Source organism: Candidatus Pelagibacter sp., assembly GCF_052049975.1.
In the GTDB taxonomy this organism is placed as follows: Bacteria; Pseudomonadota; Alphaproteobacteria; order Pelagibacterales; family Pelagibacteraceae; genus Pelagibacter.
The window spans coordinates 518,452-542,624 of the sequence record NZ_JBNGYZ010000002.1 but is presented as its reverse complement, the minus strand read 5'-3'; the positions used below and the strand labels follow the sequence as shown (position 1 = coordinate 542,624).

Sequence of the window (24,173 nt, the reverse complement as noted above, 5' to 3'; positions counted from 1 at the left end):
TAAGCGCCTTTTTCCCATTTTTACAAATCTAGACATAAAATAAAAAAGCTGTATTTTAAAAATATGGCTAATAAAACACTAAATCAGATTAGAACAACATTCTTAGAATACTTTGAAAAGAATGATCATAGAATAGTTGAGTCTAGCAATTTAGTACCTAATAATGACCCAACACTGATGTTTGCAAATTCAGGAATGGTCCAATTTAAGAATGTTTTTACAGGATTAGAAAAGAGAGTCTATAAAAGAGCAACCACTTCACAAAAATGTGTAAGAGCCGGTGGAAAACATAATGATTTAGAGAATGTTGGTTATACTCCAAGACATCATACATTTTTTGAAATGTTAGGTAACTTTTCATTTGGAGATTATTTTAAAGAACAAGCAATTAATTATGCATGGAATTTAATTACCAAAGATTTTGGAATAGATAAGAATAGACTTTATGTAACTGTTTTTCATGAAGATGATGAAGCATTTAACTTTTGGAAAAAAATTGCAGGCTTTAGTGACGATAGAATAATCAGAATTTCAACATCAGATAATTTTTGGTCGATGGGTGATACCGGTCCATGTGGTCCTTGTTCTGAAATATTTTATGATCATGGCGATCATTTAAAAGGTGGTCTACCAGGAACACCAGATGAAGATGGAGATAGATTTATAGAAATCTGGAATTTAGTTTTCATGCAATATGAACAGATTTCAAAAGAAGAAAGAATTAATTTACCAAAACCTTCAGTTGATACAGGAATGGGTTTAGAAAGAATAGCAGCTCTTTTACAGGGAACTCATGACAATTATGAAACTGATCATTTTAAAAAATTAATTGCAGCAACAGAGAATGAGGTAAATAAAAAACATAATAAAGAAAACCTCTCGAGCTTTAGAGTAATTGCAGATCATTTAAGAGCTAGCTCTTTTTTAGTTGCTGAAGGTGTTCTTCCTTCCAATGAAGGAAGAGGATATGTATTAAGACGGATAATGAGAAGAGGAATGAGACACTCCCATATGCTTGGATCTAAGCAGCCAGTTTTTTCAAAATTATTTGATACTTTATTGCAAGAAATGTCAGAAAATTATCCTGAACTTAAAAGAGCTGAGTCATTGATTAAAGAAACACTTAAAATGGAAGAGGAAAAATTTTTAGTGTTATTAGATAGAGGTATTAAAATTTTAAATGAAGAGATTTCTAAAATCAATAAAGTTTTACCAGGAGATGTTGCTTTTAAATTATATGAGACTTATGGATTTCCAATTGATTTAACTGAAGACATTTTAAAATCAAAACATTTGAAGTTTGATAAAGAAAGATTTGGTGAGTTGATGCAAGAAAGTATCGCACTTGCAAGAAAAAATTGGAAAGGCTCAGGTGATAGCGCTGTCGAACAAGTTTGGTATGGAATTAAGGAAAAACACGGAGCAACAGAATTTATTGGTTATGAAAATGATCAAGCACAAGGTGTAGTAAAAAGTCTATTGAAAAATTCAAAAGAAGTTTCAGTTTTAAATGAGGGTGATGAAGGCATGATCATAGTTAACCAAACACCTTTTTATGGAGAGTCTGGAGGACAGGTGGGTGACACTGGAATGATATCAAATGAAAATTTTAGATTTGAAGTAAATGATGTTCAAAAAAAATTAGGAGATTTGTTTGTTCACTATGGAAAAGTGTTATCTGGAACTATTAAAGTTGAAGAAAATGTTGAGATGAATATTGATGTTGTTAGAAGAAACAATACTAGGGCTTATCATTCAGCAACACATTTATTACATGAATCTTTAAGAAGAGTTTTAGGTGAACATGTAACTCAGAAAGGATCTTTAGTTGAACCTGATAGATTAAGGTTTGATTTTAGTCATATGAAGCCAATAAGTTCAGATGAAATTACCAAAATAGAAAAATTTGTTAACGAAATGGTTCAAAATAAATCAGAAGTAAAAACAAGAATTATGTCACCAAAAGAAGCAGTAGAAGAAGGAGCTTTAGCACTCTTTGGTGAAAAATATGGAGATGAAGTTAGAGTTTTATCAATGGGTGATGAAAAAGATAAATATTTCTCCACAGAACTATGTGGTGGAACACATGTTCGTAATACTGGAGATATTGGTAAATTCAAAATTATTAGTCAATCCTCAATAGCAGCAGGTGTGAGAAGGGTTGAAGCTTTAAGAGACAAACAATTAGAAAATTATTTAAAGAACCAAGAAAAATTATCCAATGAGTCATTAGAAAAAAATGAAAAAATAATTAAGGATCTATCAGAACAAATTATTAAACTTGGTGGTAAGCCAAATATTGATCAAGATGATCAAAAAACTTTAATTAAAAATTTAAATAAACAATTAGAAATACTCTCAAATAAATCAATTTTAACTGACACAACTAAGAATGTGATTAAAGATGAAATAATCAATGGAGTGAAAATTAGATTTCAAAAAATTGAGGATTTACCTCCAAAAGAATTAAGAAAATTAGCTGACGACGGTAAAAAAGAACTTAAAGATGGAATTGTATTGGTATTTGCGATTAAAGACGGAAAAGTTGGAGTTGCAGTCGGTGTAACAGAATCGTTAACCTCAAAGTATGATGCGGTTGCTTTTGTAAAAGCATGTTCAGAAATTATTGGTGGAAAAGGTGGTGGTGGTAGAAAAGATTTTGCACAAGCTGGTGGCCAAGATCCAAACAAAATAGATGAAGCTTTTGAAAAAATAAAAACTTTAATTTAATTTTTTCTTTAAACCAGCATCAATAGCATCTAAGAACTGATTGGTAGTGAGATATTTACTAGAAGGACCAATTAATATTGCAAGGTCTTTAGTCATCTCTCCATTTTCAACACATTCGACACAAACTTCTTCTAAGCTATTAGCAAATTTAATTAGTTCATCATTATTATCTAATTTACCTCTGTGAGCCAAACCTCTAGTCCAAGCAAAAATTGATGCAATAGGATTTGTAGAAGTTTCTTTACCCTGTTGGTGCATTCTGTAGTGTCTCGTTACTGTTCCATGAGCCGCTTCAGCTTCCATAACCTTGCCATCTGGTGTTAATAAAGTACTAGTCATTAATCCTAAAGATCCATATCCTTGTGCCATAGTATCTGACTGAACATCACCATCATAGTTTTTACATGCCCAAATATATTTACCACTCCACTTCATTGCACATGCAACCATATCGTCAATTAATCTATGTTCATAAGTAAGTTTATGTTTTTCAAATTCTGATTTGAATTCTTTATCGAATACTTCTTGGAATATATCTTTAAATCTTCCATCATATCTTTTTAAAATTGTATTTTTAGTAGACATGTAAACTGGCCACTTTTTAATAAGTCCGTAGCTAAAACAAGATCTTGCAAAGTCCTCTATTGATTTATCTAAATTGTACATTGAAAGTGCAACACCTGGACCTGTAAAATTAAATACTTCATATTTTAATTCTTGTGAACCATCTTCAGATGTCCATTTAACTTCCATCTTACCTTTTCCAGGTACTTTGAAATCAGTAGCACGGTATTGATCTCCAAACGCATGTCTTCCAATAATTACTGGATCAGTCCAAGAAGGGACAAGTTTTGGAATATTTTTACAAATAATTGGTTCTCTAAATACTGTTCCACCAATTATATTTCTTATAGTTCCATTTGGTGATCTCCACATTTTTTTTAAAGCAAATTCTTCAACCCTAGCTTCATCAGGAGTAATTGTTGCACATTTAATTCCAACACCAATTTTTTTAATTGCATTAGCAGAATCAATTGTAATTTGATCATCCGTATGATCTCTACTTTTCATACCCAAATCATAGTATTCAATACCTAAGTCTAGATATGGAAGTATCAGTTTGTTTTTAATGAATTCCCAGATAATTCTGGTCATTTCATCGCCGTCTAGCTCTACAACTGGATTTTTTACTTTGATTTTGCTCATTAATTTTTAATCTTATCAATTGAATTTCACGGTTTTATATACATATTAATCAAAAATTATCAATTATAAGAAAATGTTTAGTAAAATATTTCCAAAAATTCATACAGAGGGTTATAGATTTTTAATCATATCAGGTGTTGCAACTCTTATATTGTATGCCTTAAGTACCTTTTTAGGATTACTAGGGTTAGTAATTACAATTTGGGTATATTATTTCTTTAGAGACCCAGATAGAACTTCAATTAATGATGATAAGTATTTAGTAAGTCCTGCAGATGGTGAAATCATAAAAGTAGAAGAAGTCGATGGACCAAAAGAGTTAGGTTTAGAAGATAGAAAATTTAAAAAGATAAGTATCTTTATGAATGTCTTTGATTGTCATGTAAACAGAACTCCGTGTAGTGGTAAAATAGATGAAATTTTATATAAGCCCGGAAAATTCTTAAATGCTTCACTCGATAAGGCTAGTGAAGATAATGAGAGAAACTATTATAAAATTAAAAATATAGATGGTGAGGATATTATTGTTGTTCAGATAGCAGGATTAATAGCTAGAAGAATTGTTTGTGAATCTTCAAAAGATCAAGAATTAAAACAAGGTGAAAGAATTGGCATGATTAGATTTGGAAGTAGGGCAGATGTTTATTATGAAAATTATGAACCACTTGTAAAAATAGGACAAACAGCTGTTGCAGGCGAAACATTGCTAGCAAAAAAATAATTCATGGAAAAACCAAAAAGTAATTTAAAAATTGTTACTGACCATAGAACACGAGTAATTTTACCTAACATGCTTACCTTGATTGGTGTTTGTATTGGTCTTACTTCAATTAGATTTGCATTAGATGGAAAATTTGAATTTGCTATCATTGCAATAATGTTTGCTGCATTAATTGATGGCTTAGATGGAAGAATTGCTAGATTGATAAAGGGCACTTCAAAAGTTGGTAAAGAATTAGATTCACTTACTGATATGATAAGTTTTGGAGTTGCTCCAGCATTTATTATGTATTTTTGGGTAATGAATAACCTTGGCAGATTAGGTTGGTTATTATGTTTAATCTATGTTGTATGTGTTGCGTTAAGACTTGCAAGATTTAATGTAAATTCCAATCAAGAACCTTCATGGAAAGATAACTTTTTTGAAGGTGTTCCATCTCCAGCTGGTGGAATATTAGTAATGACACCTTTAATATTTAGTTTAAGTGGCTTGGATAAATTTTATATTTTTTCTTTGAATTATAATATTCTTTCAATGATTTTTTTTATTACAACTTCAATTTTATTGATTAGTAAATTTCCCACTTATTCATTTAAAAAAATTGTTATTAGACGAAGAGCTACAATATTTCTGTTATTTGGAATAATTTTATTTTTTGGTTTATTATTAATTTATACATTTGAAGTAATAACAATAAGTTCAATAATTTATTTAACACTTTTACCTATAAGCTTTTTTCATTTTAAACGATTGAAAAAACAACAGAAAGATATCGAAAAAGATGAAAATGAAGATCTTGAAGATGTTCTTTAAATGAAAAAAAATGTAATTGTTTCGTTAGCTGATTCTAATTATTTTGATTTATTAGATGAATTAATAAATTCCATAAAAAGATTTAAAGAAAGTCAAAGCATTGCAATTTGTATATTAGATGCTGGATTGACAAATGAGCAAAAGGAAAGATTATCAAAAAAAGTTGATGAAATTAAATCGGCCGAATGGGATATAGAAGTTCCTGCTTTTAAAGTTAGAGGAAAAGAATGGCTTAAAAGTCAAGTTTCTAGAGCTTTCTTACCAAAATACTTTCCCAATTATGAGAAATATCTTTGGATTGATTGTGATGCTTGGGTCAATGATTGGGAAACTATAGAATTATATTTTAAAGCTTGTGAAAATGGTAAGCTTGGAATTACGCAAACAATTGGACCTGGGTATAAAATAACATCTAAAGTAAATTGGTTATTCGGGAAATTAGCAATTATTAAATCTCAGAATTTTAAACATGCTGTTAAATCTAAAATTGGATTTGAAAAAGCTAGAAAACTTGCATTTGCACCTCATATAAATATCGGAGTTTTTTCGTTAGAAAAAAATTCACCAGGCTGGATTTCGTGGCAAAAAAATTTAGAAGTTACGCTTAAAGCAGGGAATATTTTTGGTTCAGAGGGTTTAGCAATTAATATGTCAGTTTACATTGATGATCTAGAAACTGAATTTTTACCTCTCAATTGTAATTGGATAACCAGCAATTTGCTTCCAAAATATGATCAAAAAAAAGATACTTTTGTAGAACCATATTTACCGCATTATAAAATAGGTATTATGCATTTAGCTGCAGGAATTTGGAAAGATGGAAAAGATATGAGAGTAAATAAAGATATTGAAATTGAAATAGAGACTACTGAAAATCAAAAAATTTTAAAAAGCCTTAGGTTCATTAATTAATTGAAAAAAAATAAAATTTCAAAAAATTGGGTAAATAAACAAAGAAGAGATATTTACGTCAGACAATCTAAAATTGATGGTTATAGAGCAAGATCTGCATATAAATTAATGGAAATAGATGAAAAATTTTCAATTTTTAAAGGAGGCCTTGCAGTAGTTGATATTGGTGCTGCGCCTGGAAGTTGGTCACAGTATGCTGAAAAAAAAATAAAAAATGGAAAACTTATTTCTGTTGATCTTAAAAAAATGGAACCAATAGGGAAAAGTATTCAAATCCAAGGAGATTTTACAGAGGAAAACATTAAAGACCAAATTTTGAAATCAACAGAGAGAAAAGTAAATATTGTAATGTCTGATATGGCTGTAAATACAACAGGAATTAAAAATATTGATGCAATTCAAACTGGAGAGCTTTGTATGGAAGCTATGATTTTTTCCAAGGATGTTTTGTTATCTGATGGGAGCTTTATATCAAAAATATTTATGGGAGGTTCATTTAATGAAATTGTTGCTAAAGGAAAAGAAATTTTCAAAGAAGTTAAAGTTTTTAAACCAAAGTCTAGCAGAAAAGATTCTAAAGAAAGTTTTATTATTTGTAAAAAATTAAGATAAAGGCTTTAAAAATAAAAGGAATCATATATAAATTATTATGGATCCTATTAAAGAAGCACTCACCTTTGATGATGTTACACTGGCACCTAATTATTCTGAAGTTTTACCTTCAGAGGTAGATACAAGTATAAAGCTTTCAGAAAATCTTAAACTTAGAATTCCAATTTTAACCTCAGCAATGGATACAGTAACAGAAAGTAAAATGGCGATTGCCATTGCAAAAGCAGGTGGCATTGGAGTTATTCACAGAAATTTAAATATTAAAGACCAAATAAATGAGATTAAAAAAGTAAAAAAACAAAATTTATTAGTAGGAGCAGCTGTTGGTGCAGGACCAAATGAACATAAAAGAGCAGAACAGATTATTAATGAGGGAGTAGATCTAATTGTTGTTGATACTGCTCACGGTCATACTAAAAAAGTTGGTGAAATAATTAAATTTATTAAACGTCAAAAATCGAAAAAAATTACATTGTGTGCTGGTAATATTGCTACAGCAGAAGCAGCTAAATATCTTTTAAATTTAGGTGTAGACATCATTAAAGTAGGTATTGGCCCTGGCTCAATTTGCACAACTCGATTAGTTGCTGGAATAGGTGTCCCTCAACTAAGCGCAATATTAGCTGTAAGAAATGGATTAAAAAATAAAAAAGCCAAAATTATTTCTGATGGTGGTATAAAATATTCAGGTGATCTAGCAAAAGCCTTTGCTGCAGGAGCAGATGCAGTAATGATAGGTTCATTGTTTGCCGGTACCGATGAAACACCTGGAAAATTGATAACAAAAAATGGTAAAAAATTTAAAAGTTTTAGAGGTATGGGCTCAGTTGGAGCTATGAACAAAGGCTCTGCAGATAGATATTTTCAAAAAAAACAAAAAGATGCATCTAAATATGTTCCAGAGGGTGTTGAAGGATTTGTAAAGTATAAGGGGAAAGTTGATAGTGTAATTTATAAACTTGTGGGGGGCCTTAAATCATCAATGGGCTATCTAGGCGCAAAGCAAATAAAGAACCTACGTGATAAACCAAGATTTGTTAAAATTACTAAAGCTGGATTTTATGAAAGTATGGTTCATAATGTTGATCAAATAAAAGATGATAGGAAATATTAATGAAAAAATTTAATAAATTAATTTTAACAACAATCTCAATTTTATTCACAATAAATTTCTCTTATGCTGAGAATGATTTTTATAAACAAGCATTAAAAAAATTTAATAAAAAAGACTATGATGAAGCAAAGTTTTTGTTCGAGAGAAGCATTGTGTTTAATCCAAAAGATGCAAACTCATATCTGTATTTAGCTAAAATTTTTAAAGAAAAAGAAAATAAAAGAGAGGAAGAAAAAAATTTAAATACAACTTTGTTGCTCGATCCAAGCAATGAAGATGCAACTTTACGATTAATGGATATTTCAATTGAAAGATCAAATTATTCAGAAGTAAAAGAATTGTCAGAAAAATTTGTTAAAATCTGTAAAGATTTATGTAAAGAAAATGATAGAATTTTAGAGTCTCTAAAAGACTTAGAGCCAAAAAATGATTCTTAATCAAAAATTAGATAAAATATTAATTATTGATTTTGGGTCTCAATTTACACAATTAATTGCAAGACGAATAAGAGAGCTGAACGTTTTTTGTGAGATTGTAAGCCATAAAGAAATTTCAGTTTCTAAAGTAAATAGTAATGTAAAAGGATTAATACTCTCAGGTGGACCTTTGAATGTTTATGAAAAAGACAAATTTTCATTTGATAAAAATATTTTAAAAAAAAATTTTCCAATTCTTGGTATTTGTTTTGGACATCAAATCTTATCTAAATCTTTGGGTGGAAGAGTTAAACAGTCAAAACATAGAGAATTTGGATTAGCTAATCTAAAAAAAAAATCAAACAGTAAATTATTAAAAGGTTTTTTTGATAAAAAAAATATTTCTAAAGTTTGGATGAGCCATGCTGATCAAGTAACAAAAATTCCAAAATCATTTAAAATAATAGCTTCTAGTCAAAATTCAAAGTTTGCCGCAATAGAGAATGATAAAAAAAATTATTATGGTGTGCAATTTCATCCAGAGGTAACTCATACACATAATGGAAAAAAACTTATAAGTAATTTTTTATTTCAAATCTGTAAGATTAAAAAAAATTGGAGTTCAAAAGATCAAAGATTAAAACTCATCAAAGAAATTCAAAACCAAGTTGGTAATGAAAAAGTAATTTGTGCTTTGTCAGGAGGTGTTGATAGTAGTGTAGTTGCTCAATTATTGAATAAAGCAATAGGAAAAAATTTACATTGTATTTTTGTTAATACAGGTCTTTTAAGAAAAGATGAGGAAAAACAAGTTATTAATACTTTCAAAAGAAAGCTTAAAATGAATTTGATTTATGTTAATGCTGAAAAAGAATTTTTAGGAAAACTAAGAAATGTAACAGACCCTGAAAAAAAAAGAAAAATTATTGGAAATTTATTTATAAAAATTTTTGAGAGATATTCTAAAAAAATTAAGAACGTCAAATTTCTTGCACAAGGAACTTTATATCCAGATTTAATTGAGAGTAAGTCTGTTACCGGAAGTCAAACTTCTAAAATAAAATCACATCATAATGTTGGTGGCTTACCAAAAAAAATGAAATTGAAATTAGTAGAACCATTGAAGTTTTTATTTAAAGATGAAGTTAGAAAACTTGGATTAGAACTGAAGCTTAGTAAAGAAATTATATCAAGACATCCATTTCCTGGCCCAGGTTTGGCTATTAGAATGCCTGGCAACATTACTTTAGAAAAAATAAAAATTTTAAAAGAAGCAGACCAAATATTTATCGATGGATTAAGACGCCATAATCTCTATGATAAAATTTGGCAAGCATATGCAGCTTTGTTGCCAGTAAAAACCGTTGGTGTTATGGGCGATAATAGAACATATGAATATCTATGTTTACTAAGAGCTATTACTTCACAAGATGGTATGACAGCTGACTATTATGATTTTAAAAAAACATTTATTCAAGAAATTTCAAATAAAATAGTTAATAGTATAAGAGGTATTAATAGAGTTGTATATGATGTTACATCTAAACCACCTAGCACTATTGAACTAGAATAAAAAAATTAATATAAAACGATAACAATGAAATATTTACATACGATGATCAGAGTTTCGAATATAGATGAAACTTTAAAATTTTTTTGTGATGGCTTAGGTTTAAAAGAAGTTAACAGAATGGAAAATGAAAAAGGAAGATTTACCTTGGTTTTTTTAGCAGCTCCAAATGATGAAAATGCACAAATAGAATTAACTTATAATTGGGATGGAGATAATCTTGGAGAAGGTTCAAGAAATTTTGGTCATTTGGCATATAGAGTTGATAATATTTATGAAACTTGCCAAAGATTAATGGACATGGGCTACACTATAAATAGACCACCAAGAGATGGACACATGGCTTTTGTTAGATCGCCAGATAAAATTTCAGTAGAACTTTTGCAAAAAGGAAATCTTGAACCCCAGGAACCTTGGGCTTCTATGCAAAACACTGGAACATGGTAAATTAACTTAATTTTCCAATTTTTATTTATGTGGCAAGAAAGGTTTAATAAAGAAAAGAAGGAAAAAATTAAAAAGTTAACTTTTAATTTTGCAGACATTAAAAAAGGTCAAAAAATGTTAGTTTCATCACCTAAATCAATTTCAAAATATATAAAAAAAATTCCCTCTGGAAAAAAAAGGACTGTAATACAAATGAGAGATGCATTGGCAAAAAAAGCAAAAGCAGATAAAACTTGTCCTGTCTCTACTGGAATTTTTTTGAGAATTGCAATTGAAGCATCTTTAGAGGAACAAAAAAAAGAAAAATTAAAAAAACCAAATCTCCCATTTTGGAGAATTATTGATGAAAATACTCCGATATTAAAAAAGTTATCAATTTCAAAAACCATGTTAAGAAAATATTACAAAAGTGAATTAAATGAAAAAAATTAAAAATTTAATTTTAAAAAAAAATAAATCTAAAATTGTTTGTTTAACAGCATATTCATATAATATTTCCAAAATTCTTGATGAACATTGTGATCTTATTTTGGTAGGTGATTCCTTAGGATCTGTTCTTTATAACTATTCTTCCACTAAAGAAGTTACCTTAGACACAATGATAGAACACTCAAAAAGTGTTAGAAAAGGAATAAAAAAATCCATTATGGTTGTCGATATGCCTTTTGGAACTTACAAAACTAAATCTTTAGCTTTAAAAAATGCAAAATTAATATTGAAGAAAACAAAATGTGACGCTGTAAAATTAGAAGGTGGAGAAAAAATACTGTCAATAATAAAAGATTTAATTAAAAATAAAATTCCAGTTATGGGTCACTTAGGAATTTTACCTCAAACTGAAAAAAAATTTACATTTAAGGGGAAACAAAAAAATGAAAGTAAAAGAATAATTAAAGATGCAAAGTTATTGGAGTCTGCTGGTGTTTTTTCAATCGTTTTAGAGTGTGTGGAAGGAAATTTATCTAAAAAAATAACTAACTTAATTGATATTCCTACTATTGGTATAGGCTCTTCAAATCATTGTGATGGTCAGGTTTTAGTTACAGATGATTTATTAGGTTTAAATCAGACAAATTTTAAGTTTGTAAAAAAATATGTCGATTTAAATAAGATTATAAATAAATCAATTCTGAATTATAGATTAGATGTTAAGTCTAAGAAATTCCCTAAATCTAAACAGTCTTTTTTCAAAAAAATCTAACCCATCGTAAATGGATCAGCCATCGGTTTATCAGATGAATTATACCAAGTTGTTTTTATTCTAGTATAGTCTTTAATCGACTCTATTCCTGCCTCTTTTCCGTATCCGCTATCTTTTATCCCGCCAAAAGGAGCTACAGGTGAAATAAGTCTATATGTATTCACAAAAACTATCCCTGCTCTTATCGCTTTTGAAACTCTCATACTTCTTGCTAAATTTGATGTATAAACTCCTGAGGACAAACCATATTTATTATCATTCATTAGTTTAATTACTTCTTTTTCTTCTTTAAATTTCATTACTGATAAAATTGGACCAAATAATTCATTTTCAGCTGTTGGGAGATTGTGGTTTTCACATTCAATAATTGTTGCTGGAAAATAATATCCTTTATTAGAAATAGACGACCTTTCTCCACCACATCTTATTTTTCCACCTTGGGCTATTGTGGCTTTGATATTTTTTTCTATGGTTTCTAATTGTTTATAGCTATTAAGAGGACCCATTTGAGTATCTTTTTCCATAGGTCCACCCAGTTTTATCTTTTTTGCTTTCTCAATTAACTTATCTAGAAACTCATTATAAATATTTTCATGTAAATATAATCTAGAGCCAGCAATACAGCTTTGTCCACTTGCACCAAATATTCCTGCTGTAATTCCGTTAAGTGCATTTTCTTGATCTGCATCTTCAAAAACTACCACTGGGCTTTTTCCACCCAACTCTAGACTTACTTGAGATAAATTCTCGGATGAATTTTTAACTATATGTTTTGCAGTTTCTGGTCCTCCAGTAAAAGCTATTCTCTCAACAAGATCATGAGTTGTTAAAGCTTTTCCACAAGGTTCACCAAGACCAGTAATAACATTCACCACTCCCTTAGGAATTCCAGTTTTTTCTATCAGTTTAGCAAACTCTAAAAGCGTAACAGGAGCTAGTTCAGATGCCTTAATTACAACTGTATTACCCATCGCAAGTGCTGGAGCTAATTTAACTGCTGTTAAAAGCATTTGTGAATTCCAAGGTATTATTGCAGCTACTACTCCAATTGGAATTCTTGTGGTTGTGACTTGCATGTCTGGTTTATCAATTGGGACTACTGTTCCTTCAACTTTATCAGCAAGTCCTGCAAAATAATCATAGTATTCAGCAATGTAATTAGCTTGTGTCTTTGTTTCTCTATAAAGTTTGCCAGTATCTATAGTTTCAATTTTACCAAGATGTTCAGCATTATTTCTTAATTGCTCAGCAATTAGTTTTAGATATTTTGCTCTTTCTTTAGGATGTAAAGTACTCCAAGAATTTTCAAAAGCATTTTGTGCAGATTTGACAGCATTATCTACATCTTTTTCATTAGCCTCAGGGACAGTTGCCCAAACTTCATTGTTCTCTGGATTTAAACTTTCAATTAATTTATTTGAAGATGAATTGACCCATTCTCCATTAATAAACATTTTAAAATGTTGAATATTTGACATTTAATTTTCTATAAAATTTTTTATGTTCTTATTTACTACATCTGCACACTCGATACTACAAAGATGTTTTCCGGCATTAATTTCTAAAAACTTAGCATTCTGAAGATCTCTTGTTAATTCTTTTGACATTTCAGGTGTTGAACCTTGATCATCAGAACCTGTCATAACTAATGTTTTGCATTTGATCTTTTTAATTTTTTCTATTTCCTCAACATGATTGGCAAATAAATTATATGCTTTTAAAAAATTTTTATGATCATCAGGTTTTTTGTTAAGAATTTCCATAAATTCCTTATAAGTTTCAGGATGTGCTTCTAAGTATTTATCGCTAAACCATCTTTTTAAAGCTTGTTTAGAAATTGGTTTGTTTAGTTTTGCTTGTTTATATCGATCAATTACCATTTGTCGTTGACTTTCAGTTCTTTTATATGTTGTTCCAATCAATATTAGAGAATTAAGTCTATCATGAAATCTTGCTGCAAAATCTAAAGAAATAAGAGACCCTAAAGAAAATCCAACTAAATTTATCTTATCAATCTTAAGAAAATTAATGATAGACAATAACTGATTTGAAAAATCATTTAGAGTTACTACTTCTTTCTCTAATTTTGATTTACCATGACCTAATAAATCAAAAGTAAGAATTGAATACTCTATTAATGAATTTATCTGAGGTTTCCACATCTTGTGATCTAAACCTACACCATGAATAAATACTAAGGGGATTGTATCATTATCAATAAAATTAAAATAATTTTGATTGTTATCAAAATTAGTTTTTGACATTTTTATTTAGGGTCTAAGCCCATCTCTTTCATATCTTGATATCTATCTCCAGTTCTTGCGTGAGCTCTACCAGAGGATGCTCCACCTATTGCAATTACTATTTCATTATCAAAAGGCGCATCATGAATAGTAAATTCATGAGTTAAATAATACGGTCTAAGACCAGAGTCTGTTTTGTGCATCATTGGTATTGAAATTTTTGATCCAGCTGGACCTCTTGTATTAGTGAAACTTAAATAAGAAGTACCTCCAACTGCATCTCTAAATTTATTTCCAAATCTTAAAGTATGAATAAATGCAGATGCATGCTCAATTTCACCATTTAAACCAACAATACCAGCTTTACCGTATGCTAAAATTTTTTCTGGAGAGCCAATTTCTTTAATTAATTCTGGTACCAATAGATCACCCAATTTTGGTGCTAGATCTAAAATAACAGGTTTTAAATCTTCCACAAAACCTTGTCCATCCCATGGGTTTTTAAATACAGCAGCTACTGATACTAAAAGAACTGGTTCTTTTGCTTCTTTGCCACCTTCAATGAAAGTTTTATCAACAAATTTTGTAAATTTTCTTAGTTCAAGTTTCATTAACTTGCTCTTTCAAGACTAGAAGCATCCAAATTAATTTTTGGAATAACCTCATCATTAAATAACTTAATACTTCTCATACAAGCTTCATGATCAATGCCTGGAAAATTTGACCATACTTGTAAATTTTGAAGATTTAGTTCTGATTGAAGTTCATTAATTTTATTTACTACATACTCTGGAGTACCAAATAATAAATTTCTTTTATGTAAAAAATCATAATTAAGTAAGTCTAATTTATGTTTAGTTTCAGGTAATTCTTCACCAGGATCCATGTGATTACCAAGACCTCTCCAATGACAAACCCATTTCATATAATTAATTATATGATCACCAGCCATTTTTTCAGCTTCTTCCATAGTTTCAGCTACAAACATGTCTCTTACTAAAGATATACCTTCACCCAAAGGTACATCTCTGTTTTCAGCTTTTGATTTTGCATCTCGATAAATTTCAAATCTTTTCTTTAAAGCTTTTACCGTTGGTATCCACATTATAGTGTTCAAACCATTTTGTGCGGCCCATTCAATTGATCTTGCACCATCGACAACTTGCCAAATAGGTGGGTGAGGATTTTGTTTTGGTTTAGGTACTACACTTATCTTCTTAATCTCATTAGTTTTAGTATCTAAAAACTTTTCACTTGGTGGACTCATATCATGTTGCCAAACAAAGTTCGGTGATGGGAATGTATAAAACTCTCCTTGATGATTAAAAAATTCTTCTGTCCAAGCTTTTTTCATAATTGTAAGAGTTTCTTCAAACAATCTAAAATTCTTAGCCTGATCTTTTAGATCAGCCTCTTTATTCATATTTACCGCTTCTCTTCCATAAACACCTCTTCCAATACCAACTTCAACTCTTCCATTTGAAAGTTGATCAAGTAAAGCTATATCTTCAGCTAGTCTTATTGGATTATGAAATGTAATGACGTTACATGCTTGACCAATTCTAATTTGTTTTGTTCTTGCAGCTGCATCAACACCCATCATTATAGGATTTGTACAAGATTCCATCCCCTCATGATTAAAATGATGTTCTGTATACCAAATAGAATCCCAATTATTTTCATCACAATATGTTGTGATCTCTTGAGCTTCTTTTAGCAATTGTTCGTAAGGTTTTTTTGTCCAATTAGTGGTATTACAAAAGTATCCAAATTTCATCTTAACCTCCTTAAATAATTAAATTTAAGAAAACCGATCCCACTTTCGTAAATGAAACAAAAATTACACGACGAGTTATGTGTCTTCTTTAATTCGACTTTATAATAATTTAAGAATATATGAAATAAAAAAGTGAGAACTATTTGACAGACAAAAAAATTAAGATTCACATAAGAAATAATCACTGGAAAGCTGGTTCGTTACCATGTGATTTAGAGGGTGAAATAAATAACACAATTACAAAAGAAATTTTTGAAAAAAAGTTAAAGGTTTATCCTGAAGTAAAAGATAAAATAGAATATTTTATTGATTGGGATGATGATAATTTTAAATCATCATTAAGTAATTCTGATATTTTATTAGGATGGAACTTTCCAACAAAAGAGATAAAAAATATTGCTCCAAATTTAAAATGGATTCATGTTATTTCAGCTGGTGTAAATCATTTATATCCATTTGACTGGATGAGTGAAAAATGTGTTTTAACAAACAGTAGTGGTGTGCATGCAAAAAAAGCTGGAGAATTTGGCTTGATGAGTATCTTAATGCTTCAAAACCACATAACAAAAATTGTTACAAATCAAAAAAATAAAGAATTTATATCTTTATTAAGTAAACCAATTGCAGGAAAAAAAGTTGTTGTAGTTGGAACGGGCTCTCTTGGTGGGTCAATGATCAAACATATTGCAAAATTAGATGTTGAGGTAATAGGAATTAATAGAAAAGGTAAATCCGTAGATGGGTGTTCTAAAGTGATTACTTTCGACAAAATAGAGGAAGTCTTACCTGTTGCTGATTTTCTTTATTTAGCAGTTCCACAAACAAAAGAAACGATAGGTTTGATAGATAAAAAAAGATTAGACATGCTAAAACCTTCTTGTGGAATAGTAAATATAGGAAGAGAAACAGTGTTAGATTATAAAAGTTTGTGTGAGAAATTAAAAAATAATGAAATTGCCGGTGCGATATTGGATGTATTTTCTCAAGAACCCATACCTAAAGACTCTGAACTTTGGGATACGCCTAATTTGATAATTACTCCTCATGTTTCTTCTGATAGTGAGGGGAATTATGTAGAAATGGTTTTAGATATATTTTTTGAAAATCTAAAGTTATTTTTAAAAAATAAAACGCTAAATAATTTAATAGATAAAAAATTAGGTTATTGATTAGCTTGTAGCTTTATTTGCAAAAGAAATTAAATCCTCAAAAATAACATCCGGCTTTGGTTGGTTTTCAACAACTTTTGTAGCACCCCAATTACCACCTTTGCTAAGATTTTGTCGATCAATCCATACTGTGTTCATATTAAATTCTTTTGCTGGTACATGATCATGAAAAAGACTTTGGGCAACATGAAGAATATCTTTTTTTTCAGCATTATGTGCTTTCTTTAAATTATTAAACATATATTCAAAGTTGCTTGGATTTGGTTTGTAAGATCCAACATGTTCTGCAGTATAAATTTCATCAAATTCAACTCCTAACCATCTATTAGAAGCGGTAAAGCCACCCACATTAACATTTGAAAGGATTACTAGTTTAAATTTTGACTTAAGTAATCTTAAAGCATCTGCACTATCAGCAAATGCTGGCCAAAAAGGAACAGAGTGACCAAAATTTTTATCAAGCTCTTCTGTTGTCTTCAATTCATTTTCTTTAGTAAATCTTTTATGAACGTAAAATAATATTTCCGAATACAACATTGATGGAGTTTGTTTTTGTTGTTCAGACTCTAGTAATGCAAAATTTCTTAAAACTTTTTCTCTAGTTAAATCATTTCTTTTATTAAAGAGTATAACTGGTTGAAATGCATTCCATATACCCGATTCCCAATCAATTAAAGTTCCATAGCAATCAAAGCTTAAAAATTTAAAATTTTTATAATTCATGTGCTTTTATTTATTTTATTGGAAATTAAAATCAATAATAATAGTATTCTCATATGGAACTTAACAAAATAGATCCAAAATTTAATTCAAAACCCAATCCAAGAATTGGACTAATAACATTAGCGAGTGATTTTCGAATTGAAAAAGATTTCAATAATGTAATTTACGGAAAGGATATAGATTTATTTTGCAATAGAATTCGATGCTATAATCCACTTACAAATGAAACCTTAAAAAAAATGGCTAATGATATTACAGATGTTACAAAAGAAATTTTACCTGATCAGAAATTAGATTGTGTAGCTTATGGGTGTACATCTGGTTCGATAGCAGCAGGTTATGATTCAATTTTTGAAAAAGTAAATAAAGCAAAACCAAATACAAAAGTATCAACACCAATAACTGCAGCAATAAAAGGGATGAAAAAACTAGGTATAAAAAATTTGTCAATCTTTACTCCTTATACATCAGAAATAAATGACTCAGTTGCTGATTTTTTTAACAAAGAAAATTTTAAAATAAATGATATGAATTATTTTGATATAGCTTCAGATTTAGATATTGGAAAAGTAGATTCCAAACATCTATTTAGTGTTTTAAAAAAAATTGATTTATCAAAAAGTGATGCACTATTTGTATCATGCACCGCTTTACCAGTTCTCTCATTAATTAATGACTTAGAAAAAGAACTTAATAAACCTGTTATATCTAGTAACCAAGCTTTGATTTGGGATTGTTTAGAACTCATTAATTCAGATTATAATATTGAAGGATTTGGAAGATTATTTAAAAATTAAACATGAATTTTACAAAAGAAGAATACAAAAGCAGATTAAAAAAAGTTCAATCATCAATGCAGGATAAAGGCATTGAACTTTTAATTTCTCAAGATCCATCCAATATGAATTACCTAACAGGTTATGATGCTTGGTCTTTCTATTATGCACAATGTGTAGTTGTCCATGTTAACTGTGATGAACCTATTTGTTTTGTAAGAGATCAAGATGCTGGAGGCGCTTATATAAAAACATATTTAAAAGGTGAAAATATTATTAAATATAATGAAAAATATATTCATAATTGGCCATTACATCCATACGATGCATTAGTTGATCTAATTAAAGAAAAGAAATGGGATAAGCTTTCAATTGGTCTAGAGATGGATAGTCATTATTTTACAGCTTACTGTTATGAGAAAATAAAAAATGGTTTACCAAATGCTAAGATTAAAGACTGTGAAAGATTGGTTAATTGGGTGAGAGTAGTTAAATCTGATGCTGAAATAAAATTGATGAAATCTGCAGCTGAAATAACAAAACTAGGAATGGAAAAAGCAATGGAAGCAATTAATCCGGGTGTTAGACAATGTGATGCTGTTTCTCAAATATATTCAACATTAATTAAGGGCACTCCAGAGTTTGGAGGCGATTATGCATCAATTGTTCCAATGTTACCAACTGGTAAAGGAACATCAGCTTCTCATTTAACATGGACTGAAGATAAATTTGTAGAGGGAGAAGCTACCATCATTGAAATAGCTGGGACACATAAAAAATATCATTGCCCAATGGCTAGAACTGTTTTGTTAGGTAAGCCAGATCAATTAAAGATTGATACAATGAACAAAACAATTGAAGCATTACAAGCAGGTATTGATGCAACTAAAGCAGGAAATACTGCAGATGATGTTGCACAAGCCTTTTGGAAAATATTAGATAAGTATGGTATCGAAAAAACATCGAGAACAGGATATTCAATCGGTATTGGCTATCCACCAGATTGGGGAGAACATACTTTAAATATTTCTAAAGGAGATATGACTGAGCTAAAACCAAATGTGACTTTTCATATGATAGCAGTAATGCAGTTTGGAGATTGGGGAGTGGAAGCATCTGAATCGATTAGAGTCACTGACAAAGGTTCAGAATTATTTTATGATTTTCCCAAAGAACTTAGAATAAAGGGTTAAAGTTAGGGGTTGAAATTTATTCTCACGCATGTTTTAAAGTGTTCTGATTTATGGGTAGTAACAAAGAATTCGTCAAATTTGAAAATGTAGACAAAAGCTATGACGGTAAAGTCTTAGTAGTAAAAGGTCTTAATTTAGATATCGCTGAAGGTGAGTTTATAACAATGCTTGGGCCATCTGGTTCAGGTAAGACAACTTGCTTGATGATGTTGGCTGGGTTTGAAACTCCAACTAATGGAGAAATTTATTTAGACGGAAAAGGTATCTCAAGTATACCTCCACACAAAAGAGGAATTGGAATGGTGTTTCAAAATTATGCATTGTTTCCTCACATGACTGTTTATGAAAACTTAGCATTCCCTTTAAGAGTAAGAAAAATTCCAAAGGATGAAGCAGATAAAAAAATTGATAAGGCTTTATCAATGGTTTCTCTTCAAGGCTTTGCATCTAGAATGCCAGGACAATTGTCAGGCGGTCAACAACAAAGGGTAGCTGTTGCAAGATCATTAGTTTTTGATCCTCAGCTTGTGCTTATGGATGAACCTCTTGGTGCATTGGATAAAAATTTAAGAGAGAGTATGCAATATGAAATTAAGCATATTCACGAGAGCATTGGAGTAACAGTCGTTTACGTAACACATGATCAAAGCGAAGCATTAACAATGTCCAATAGAATTGCAGTATTTAATGATGGTAAAGTTCAACAGTTATCAAGTCCTGATGAGTTATATGAAAAACCAGTAAACTCTTTTGTTGCAGAATTTATTGGAGAGAACAATACTTTTGCAGGAGAGATCTCAGATATTTCTAAAGACAAATGTAAGGTAAAATTGGCTAACGCAGAAATATTAGCGAATCCAATTTCTGTAAAATCGAAAGGTGATAGAACTACTGTTTCATTAAGACCAGAAAGAGCATTAATTAATCCTTCAGACAAGATGGATAATGTTCATAATGGTAAAATTGAAGAAATTATTTATCATGGAGATCACACCAGGGTAAGAATTAATCTTTTAGGTAACCCAGAATTTATTCTTAAGGTGCCAAATTCATCATCTAATCTAGATATCAAACTTGGAAATGAGATTAAGATAGGTTGGAATAGTGATGATGCTAGAGCATTAGATCCTAAATAGACATACCATATATTGTTAACATTTAGCCAAAAAGGGCTGTTGACACTTCCCTTTGAAATTGTTTTAATTTTGTTTTTAAACGTTTAAACGGAGGAAAAATGAAAAAACTTAGTAAGATATTACTAGCACTTTCTTTTGTACTTTCTGTAACTACTTCAGCTTTCGCTACAACTGTAACAGCTGTATCATGGGGTGGAGCTTACACTGAGTCTCAAAAGTTAGGTTATGGTGATCCAACTGCTAAAAAACTTGGCATTAACATTGCTTGGGTTGACTATTCAGGTGGATTATCAGAAATCAAAGCACAAAAAGAAGCTGGCAAAATTACGTGGGATATAATCGACGTATTTGCGATGGATACTATCAATGGATGTGATGAAGGTTTATTTGTTGAATTTGATTTTGACAAAGACTTCCCAGCAGCTCCAGATGGAACTCCTGCAAGTGAAGATTTCTTTACTGCAATGCCAAGTAAGTGTGCTGTAGGAAACATCTTATACTCTTGGAACTACGCTTATAACACTGAGAATGTTAAAGGTACTCCAAAGACTATCGGAGATTTCTTCAATACTAAAAAATTCCCTGGAAAAAGAGCTATCTACAAAAGCGCTCTAACAAACTTAGAGATCGCTTTAGCAGCAGATGGTGTTAAACCAGGAAAAGGTGGCGCTAACATCTATGAAGAATTAAGTACAGATGCTGGTGTTGAGAGAGCAATGAACAAGATTAAAGAGCTTTGCACAGACCCTAAAGGTGGATGTGTATTCTGGTCTGCTGGTGCTCAACCACCTGAATTACTAGTTTCTGGTGAAGTAGTAATGGCAACTGGTTGGAATGGTAGATTCTTCAACGCTGAAGTTGGAGAAGGTGCACCAATTAAACAAGTTTGGGACGCTCAAGGTCTTGACTACGAATATTTCGTACAAGTTAAAGGCGGACCTAACGATGCAAATGGTATGGCTAAGAAAGCTTTAGCTATGATGACTAGCACAGAAATGTTAGCTGGTAGTGCAAAATATATTGCATACGCTCCTTGGAGAAAATCATCTATAGCAATTATGGAAGCAGGAGAGCCATGGTACAAAGATGGTAAGACAAATATGGTACCACAAATGCCTACTGCACCACAGAACACTAAAAATTACTTCTTAGTTGATCCAATTTACTGGGCTGACAACGGCACAGAGCTTGGTGAAAAATGGGAAGCAATGAAAGCTGGTCTGTAATTTAGGTTTTATAGAACTTAAATTTATAATATAATTAAAGGGCGGTTTTAAACCGCCCTTTTTATTTATGAGCTCAGAAACAAATAAAATTTTAACAACAGACGGAATACCGTTAGAGGTAAGCTTAAAAAAGGCTGAAAGAAAAAATAAAATAAAAGCCTTTTTACTTGTTGCTCCTTTATTATTTTTTTTAATTATCACTTACGTTTTCCCAATAGGCGGTATGTTGTTGAGAAGTGTTGATGATAAAATGGTAACACAAATGCTTCCAAAAACTTTTAAGGCAATGGAGATATGGGATGGTCAAGAGTTACCCGATGAAGAAGTTTTTGCTGCCTTTCATGAAGATTTTATAAAATTAGTTGATGAAAAACGTGAGGGTAAACTTTCTACACAACTTAATTACACAAAAAATGGATTTAAAAGTATCATTAAAAAATTAAGAAGAGCTTCCAAAAAATTTGAAGAAGGAAATTATAAAGAACAAATAATGTCAGTTCATAAAAGATGGGCTGATGTTGAATACTGGAGAGCAATTAAAAGAAGAGCTCCAGAAGTTACAAATCAAAAATATCTAAAAGCAATGGATATGTATAAAAATGAGGAAGGAAATATTGTAAGTGTTGAAGAAGATAGAAGAATTCACAGAGTTTTGTGGTTAAGAACTTTAGAAATTGCTTTTTTTGTTACAGTCTTTTGTTTCTTAATGGCTTATCCGATAGCTCATTTGCTAGCTACTTTACCAATGAAGTACAGTAACTTGCTGATGATCTGCGTACTGCTTCCGTTTTGGACATCACTTCTTGTAAGAACAGCCAGTTGGATGATATTGTTACAACAGCAAGGTGTAGTAAATGATTTCTTTGTTGGAATAGGACTGGTGGATGACGATAGCAGACCTGAGATGATGTACAATAAAACAGGTAGTTATGTTGCTATGACACAGATCTTGCTGCCATTTATGGTTTTACCACTCTACAGTGTGATGAAAACTATATCGCCAAGTTTAATGAGAGCTGGAAAATCATTAGGCGGAACACCTTTTGTAGCATTCTGGAAAGTGTACTTTCCTTTAACAATCCCAGGAATTGGAGCAGGGTGTTTACTAGTATTTATTTTGGCGATTGGATATTACATAACACCAGCTTTAGTTGGTGGTGCATCTGGAACTTTAATAAGTAATCAAATTGCCTTTCATATGAAGAGTACACTCGATTGGAGCTTTGCATCTGCGATGGGTTTAATGTTGTTAGCTGGAGTTTTAGCAATTTATTGGCTGTATAATAAAATAGTTGGAATAGATAATATTAAATTAGGATAAATAAGATGGCTTTACCAAAATATACAGAACCACATTATCGAATTTGGCATTATGTTTATCTTACAATCTGTGGAGCAGTTTTCTTTTTCTTAATTGCACCTTTATTTGTAATATTTCCATTATCATTTAACGCTGAAGAGTTTCTAAGTTTTTCAGATGGTATGAAACGTCTAGATCCAGACGCTTTTTCACTAAGATGGTACAAAGATATGATTTATGGAACTAAAAATCCTTGGGGATTAGCTGCTAAAAATAGTTTTATAATTGCAATTTTTGCAACAATAGGATCAGTAATACTTGGAACAGTTGCAGCATTGGGATTGAGCAGCAGACATATGCCTTATAAAGGTTTGATTATGGCTGTATTAATTTCTCCAATGATTGTTCCATTAATTATTTCAGGTGTTGCAATATTTTTCTTCATGGCAAAAGCCGGATTAGCAGCAACGCATACTGGAATAATTTTAGCCCATATAATTTTAGGAACACCGTTTGTGGTAATTACGGTAACTGCAACATTATCAGGTTTTGATCATAGTGTTACAAGAGCTGCGGCAAGCTTAGGAAGCGATCCAGTTCATACATTTATGAAAATTACCTTACCATTAATTTTACCAGGGGTCATTTCAGGAGGATTGTTTGCATTTGTGACATCATTTGATGAAGTTGTAGTTGTATTGTTCTTAGCTGGCTTAGAGAACACAACTATCCCAATTCAAATGTGGACTGGATTAAGAGAACAGTTAAGTCCGACCATTTTGGCAGTTGCGACTTGTCTAATTATTTTATCTACATTAATATTAGTTACAGCTGAGTTATTAAGAAGAAGATCTGAAAGACTCAGAGGTATCAATCATTAGTATAATT

24 protein-coding genes are annotated in these 24,173 nt (G+C 30.6%); 18 read left to right on the top strand and 6 right to left on the bottom strand.

Annotated features, from left to right (window positions below; all coding sequences use genetic code 11):
• Positions 1–63 precede the first annotated feature (63 nt).
• Positions 64–2,730 carry an alanine--tRNA ligase gene (gene alaS / locus ACTT9U_RS06615; protein WP_440932371.1) on the top strand — a complete coding sequence of 889 codons (2,667 nt, stop codon included), beginning with the start codon at positions 64–66 and terminating at the stop codon, positions 2,728–2,730.
• On the opposite strand, the gene ACTT9U_RS06610 is transcribed toward alaS, so the two are convergent.
• Positions 2,722–3,936 carry an NADP-dependent isocitrate dehydrogenase gene (locus tag ACTT9U_RS06610; RefSeq protein ID WP_014952836.1) on the bottom strand — a complete coding sequence of 405 codons (1,215 nt, stop codon included), beginning with the start codon at positions 3,934–3,936 and terminating at the stop codon, positions 2,722–2,724. The two genes, alaS and ACTT9U_RS06610, sit on opposite strands and share 9 nt — an antisense overlap.
• A gap of 73 nt (positions 3,937–4,009) precedes the next feature.
• On the opposite strand from ACTT9U_RS06610, the gene ACTT9U_RS06605 reads away from it, so the two are divergent.
• The 10 genes from ACTT9U_RS06605 to panB are packed head-to-tail and all read left to right on the top strand — an operon-like array spanning position 4,010 to position 11,742.
• Entirely contained in the window at positions 4,010–4,657 is a 648-nt protein-coding gene (locus tag ACTT9U_RS06605) for a phosphatidylserine decarboxylase (protein WP_440932370.1), read from the top strand.
• Between the two features lie 3 nt (positions 4,658–4,660).
• Complete coding sequence (gene pssA, locus ACTT9U_RS06600; protein ID WP_440932369.1) at positions 4,661–5,470, top strand: CDP-diacylglycerol--serine O-phosphatidyltransferase; 810 nt, start codon at positions 4,661–4,663, stop codon at positions 5,468–5,470.
• Entirely contained in the window at positions 5,471–6,382 is a 912-nt protein-coding gene (locus ACTT9U_RS06595) for a glycosyltransferase (protein WP_440932368.1), read from the top strand.
• Positions 6,383–6,994 (top strand): RlmE family RNA methyltransferase, encoded by a 612-nt coding sequence (locus ACTT9U_RS06590; RefSeq protein WP_440932367.1) that lies wholly within the window; start codon positions 6,383–6,385, stop codon positions 6,992–6,994.
• A gap of 37 nt (positions 6,995–7,031) precedes the next feature.
• Positions 7,032–8,108, top strand: coding sequence for an IMP dehydrogenase (guaB, locus tag ACTT9U_RS06585; RefSeq protein WP_440932366.1), 1,077 nt, complete (start codon positions 7,032–7,034; stop codon positions 8,106–8,108).
• Positions 8,108–8,545, top strand: a complete 438-nt coding sequence (locus tag ACTT9U_RS06580) for a tetratricopeptide repeat protein (protein WP_440932365.1) — start codon at positions 8,108–8,110, stop codon at positions 8,543–8,545. Before guaB ends, ACTT9U_RS06580 begins: the two co-directional genes overlap by 1 nt.
• On the top strand, positions 8,535–10,097 hold the full coding sequence (guaA, locus tag ACTT9U_RS06575) for a glutamine-hydrolyzing GMP synthase (RefSeq protein ID WP_440932364.1): 1,563 nt from the start codon (positions 8,535–8,537) through the stop codon (positions 10,095–10,097). The genes ACTT9U_RS06580 and guaA overlap by 11 nt, the downstream gene beginning before the upstream one ends.
• A 24-nt stretch (positions 10,098–10,121) precedes the next feature.
• Entirely contained in the window at positions 10,122–10,541 is a 420-nt protein-coding gene (locus ACTT9U_RS06570; RefSeq protein ID WP_440932363.1) for a VOC family protein, read from the top strand.
• A gap of 27 nt (positions 10,542–10,568) precedes the next feature.
• Entirely contained in the window at positions 10,569–10,973 is a 405-nt protein-coding gene (locus tag ACTT9U_RS06565; RefSeq protein ID WP_440932362.1) for a hypothetical protein, read from the top strand.
• Positions 10,960–11,742, top strand: coding sequence for a 3-methyl-2-oxobutanoate hydroxymethyltransferase (gene panB, locus ACTT9U_RS06560; RefSeq protein ID WP_440932361.1), 783 nt, complete (start codon positions 10,960–10,962; stop codon positions 11,740–11,742). Before ACTT9U_RS06565 ends, panB begins: the two co-directional genes overlap by 14 nt.
• On the opposite strand, the gene ACTT9U_RS06555 is transcribed toward panB, so the two are convergent.
• Genes ACTT9U_RS06555 through ACTT9U_RS06540 form a run of 4 tightly spaced genes read right to left on the bottom strand, consistent with a single transcriptional unit; the run spans position 11,739 to position 15,762 of the window.
• Complete coding sequence (locus ACTT9U_RS06555; RefSeq protein WP_440932360.1) at positions 11,739–13,220, bottom strand: aldehyde dehydrogenase; 1,482 nt, start codon at positions 13,218–13,220, stop codon at positions 11,739–11,741. The two genes, panB and ACTT9U_RS06555, sit on opposite strands and share 4 nt — an antisense overlap.
• Positions 13,221–14,006, bottom strand: coding sequence for an alpha/beta fold hydrolase (locus ACTT9U_RS06550; RefSeq protein ID WP_440932359.1), 786 nt, complete (start codon positions 14,004–14,006; stop codon positions 13,221–13,223).
• A gap of 2 nt (positions 14,007–14,008) precedes the next feature.
• Positions 14,009–14,596 carry an amino acid synthesis family protein gene (locus tag ACTT9U_RS06545; RefSeq protein ID WP_440932358.1) on the bottom strand — a complete coding sequence of 196 codons (588 nt, stop codon included), beginning with the start codon at positions 14,594–14,596 and terminating at the stop codon, positions 14,009–14,011.
• On the bottom strand, positions 14,596–15,762 hold the full coding sequence (locus ACTT9U_RS06540) for an LLM class flavin-dependent oxidoreductase (protein ID WP_440932357.1): 1,167 nt from the start codon (positions 15,760–15,762) through the stop codon (positions 14,596–14,598). Before ACTT9U_RS06540 ends, ACTT9U_RS06545 begins: the two co-directional genes overlap by 1 nt.
• A gap of 143 nt (positions 15,763–15,905) precedes the next feature.
• Here ACTT9U_RS06540 and ACTT9U_RS06535 point away from each other — a divergent pair, with 143 nt between their 5' ends.
• Entirely contained in the window at positions 15,906–16,931 is a 1,026-nt protein-coding gene (locus tag ACTT9U_RS06535) for a D-2-hydroxyacid dehydrogenase (RefSeq protein ID WP_440932356.1), read from the top strand.
• Here ACTT9U_RS06535 and ACTT9U_RS06530 read toward each other — a convergent pair whose 3' ends face one another.
• Entirely contained in the window at positions 16,932–17,654 is a 723-nt protein-coding gene (locus ACTT9U_RS06530; protein WP_440932355.1) for a haloacid dehalogenase type II, read from the bottom strand.
• Between the two features lie 53 nt (positions 17,655–17,707).
• Between ACTT9U_RS06530 and ACTT9U_RS06525 the strand changes: the two genes are divergently transcribed.
• From ACTT9U_RS06525 to ACTT9U_RS06500, 6 genes are all read left to right on the top strand, one after another.
• Positions 17,708–18,451 carry a maleate cis-trans isomerase family protein gene (locus tag ACTT9U_RS06525; protein WP_440932354.1) on the top strand — a complete coding sequence of 248 codons (744 nt, stop codon included), beginning with the start codon at positions 17,708–17,710 and terminating at the stop codon, positions 18,449–18,451.
• 2 nt (positions 18,452–18,453) lie between these two features.
• Positions 18,454–19,623, top strand: coding sequence for a M24 family metallopeptidase (locus ACTT9U_RS06520; protein ID WP_440932353.1), 1,170 nt, complete (start codon positions 18,454–18,456; stop codon positions 19,621–19,623).
• Positions 19,624–19,673: 50 nt separating this feature from the next.
• On the top strand, positions 19,674–20,759 hold the full coding sequence (locus ACTT9U_RS06515) for an ABC transporter ATP-binding protein (protein WP_440932352.1): 1,086 nt from the start codon (positions 19,674–19,676) through the stop codon (positions 20,757–20,759).
• Positions 20,760–20,857: 98 nt separating this feature from the next.
• Complete coding sequence (locus ACTT9U_RS06510) at positions 20,858–21,985, top strand: extracellular solute-binding protein (protein WP_440932351.1); 1,128 nt, start codon at positions 20,858–20,860, stop codon at positions 21,983–21,985.
• Between the two features lie 67 nt (positions 21,986–22,052).
• Positions 22,053–23,306 (top strand): ABC transporter permease, encoded by a 1,254-nt coding sequence (locus tag ACTT9U_RS06505; RefSeq protein WP_440932350.1) that lies wholly within the window; start codon positions 22,053–22,055, stop codon positions 23,304–23,306.
• Positions 23,307–23,311: 5 nt separating this feature from the next.
• Positions 23,312–24,166: an ABC transporter permease gene (locus ACTT9U_RS06500; protein ID WP_440932349.1), complete on the top strand. Its 855-nt coding sequence runs from the start codon at positions 23,312–23,314 to the stop codon at positions 24,164–24,166.
• Positions 24,167–24,173 lie beyond the last annotated feature (7 nt).

Excerpts from the sequence above, each read along its gene's own strand:
- ACTT9U_RS06545 (WP_440932358.1), bottom strand. The coding sequence starts at position 14,596 with ATGAAACTTGAACTAAGAAAATTTACAAAATTTGTTGATAAAACTTTC.
- ACTT9U_RS06580 (WP_440932365.1), top strand. The coding sequence starts at position 8,108 with ATGAAAAAATTTAATAAATTAATTTTAACAACAATCTCAATTTTATTC.
- ACTT9U_RS06530 (WP_440932355.1), bottom strand. The coding sequence starts at position 17,654 with ATGAATTATAAAAATTTTAAATTTTTAAGCTTTGATTGCTATGGAACT.
- guaA (WP_440932364.1), top strand. The coding sequence starts at position 8,535 with ATGATTCTTAATCAAAAATTAGATAAAATATTAATTATTGATTTTGGG.
- ACTT9U_RS06540 (WP_440932357.1), bottom strand. The coding sequence starts at position 15,762 with ATGAAATTTGGATACTTTTGTAATACCACTAATTGGACAAAAAAACCT.
- ACTT9U_RS06510 (WP_440932351.1), top strand. The coding sequence starts at position 20,858 with ATGAAAAAACTTAGTAAGATATTACTAGCACTTTCTTTTGTACTTTCT.
- ACTT9U_RS06610 (WP_014952836.1), bottom strand. The coding sequence starts at position 3,936 with ATGAGCAAAATCAAAGTAAAAAATCCAGTTGTAGAGCTAGACGGCGAT.
- ACTT9U_RS06505 (WP_440932350.1), top strand. The coding sequence starts at position 22,053 with ATGAGCTCAGAAACAAATAAAATTTTAACAACAGACGGAATACCGTTA.
- ACTT9U_RS06555 (WP_440932360.1), bottom strand. The coding sequence starts at position 13,220 with ATGTCAAATATTCAACATTTTAAAATGTTTATTAATGGAGAATGGGTC.
- ACTT9U_RS06525 (WP_440932354.1), top strand. The coding sequence starts at position 17,708 with ATGGAACTTAACAAAATAGATCCAAAATTTAATTCAAAACCCAATCCA.
- ACTT9U_RS06570 (WP_440932363.1), top strand. The coding sequence starts at position 10,122 with ATGAAATATTTACATACGATGATCAGAGTTTCGAATATAGATGAAACT.
- ACTT9U_RS06550 (WP_440932359.1), bottom strand. The coding sequence starts at position 14,006 with ATGTCAAAAACTAATTTTGATAACAATCAAAATTATTTTAATTTTATT.
- ACTT9U_RS06500 (WP_440932349.1), top strand. The coding sequence starts at position 23,312 with ATGGCTTTACCAAAATATACAGAACCACATTATCGAATTTGGCATTAT.
- ACTT9U_RS06595 (WP_440932368.1), top strand. The coding sequence starts at position 5,471 with ATGAAAAAAAATGTAATTGTTTCGTTAGCTGATTCTAATTATTTTGAT.
- pssA (WP_440932369.1), top strand. The coding sequence starts at position 4,661 with ATGGAAAAACCAAAAAGTAATTTAAAAATTGTTACTGACCATAGAACA.
- ACTT9U_RS06515 (WP_440932352.1), top strand. The coding sequence starts at position 19,674 with ATGGGTAGTAACAAAGAATTCGTCAAATTTGAAAATGTAGACAAAAGC.
- alaS (WP_440932371.1), top strand. The coding sequence starts at position 64 with ATGGCTAATAAAACACTAAATCAGATTAGAACAACATTCTTAGAATAC.
- guaB (WP_440932366.1), top strand. The coding sequence starts at position 7,032 with ATGGATCCTATTAAAGAAGCACTCACCTTTGATGATGTTACACTGGCA.
- ACTT9U_RS06520 (WP_440932353.1), top strand. The coding sequence starts at position 18,454 with ATGAATTTTACAAAAGAAGAATACAAAAGCAGATTAAAAAAAGTTCAA.
- ACTT9U_RS06605 (WP_440932370.1), top strand. The coding sequence starts at position 4,010 with ATGTTTAGTAAAATATTTCCAAAAATTCATACAGAGGGTTATAGATTT.
- ACTT9U_RS06565 (WP_440932362.1), top strand. The coding sequence starts at position 10,569 with ATGTGGCAAGAAAGGTTTAATAAAGAAAAGAAGGAAAAAATTAAAAAG.
- panB (WP_440932361.1), top strand. The coding sequence starts at position 10,960 with ATGAAAAAAATTAAAAATTTAATTTTAAAAAAAAATAAATCTAAAATT.